At 59.4% G+C, this 276-nt stretch carries 1 protein-coding gene; it reads right to left on the bottom strand.

Features of this window, described 5'->3' with window-relative positions:
• Nucleotides 1-149 precede the first annotated feature (149 nt).
• Nucleotides 150-276 (bottom strand): L-serine ammonia-lyase, iron-sulfur-dependent, subunit alpha (locus FDW83_RS19005; RefSeq protein WP_138139023.1); only part of this gene is annotated, 127 nt, incomplete at its 5' end.

Below are 276 nucleotides of genomic sequence, written 5' to 3'. Positions count from 1 at the left end.
GATCCAGTCCGGCTTGCGCTCCACCGGGACAGCCGCATTACGCTGCTCGATCCGCAGCATCTTCCGGCCTTCAGGTGCCAGTGTCATTGTTGTCTTTCCTTTGTTCGTGCGCACGCTTTTGGCGTTGGTTGGGTTTGCTGAAGCCCGGGTCAGCATTCGACGACGTTGACGGCGAGGCCGCCCATGGCGGTTTCCTTGTATTTGGAGCTCATGTCTTTGCCGGTTTCGCGCATGGTGATGATGACTTCATCGAGCGAGACGCGGTGGGTGCCGTCG

The organism is Pseudarthrobacter sp. NamE2 (genome assembly GCF_005796205.1).
Classification (GTDB): Bacteria; Actinomycetota; Actinomycetes; order Actinomycetales; family Micrococcaceae; genus Arthrobacter.
The sequence above is the reverse complement of the archived record's forward strand: the minus strand, read 5'-3'. Positions and strand labels throughout refer to the sequence as shown.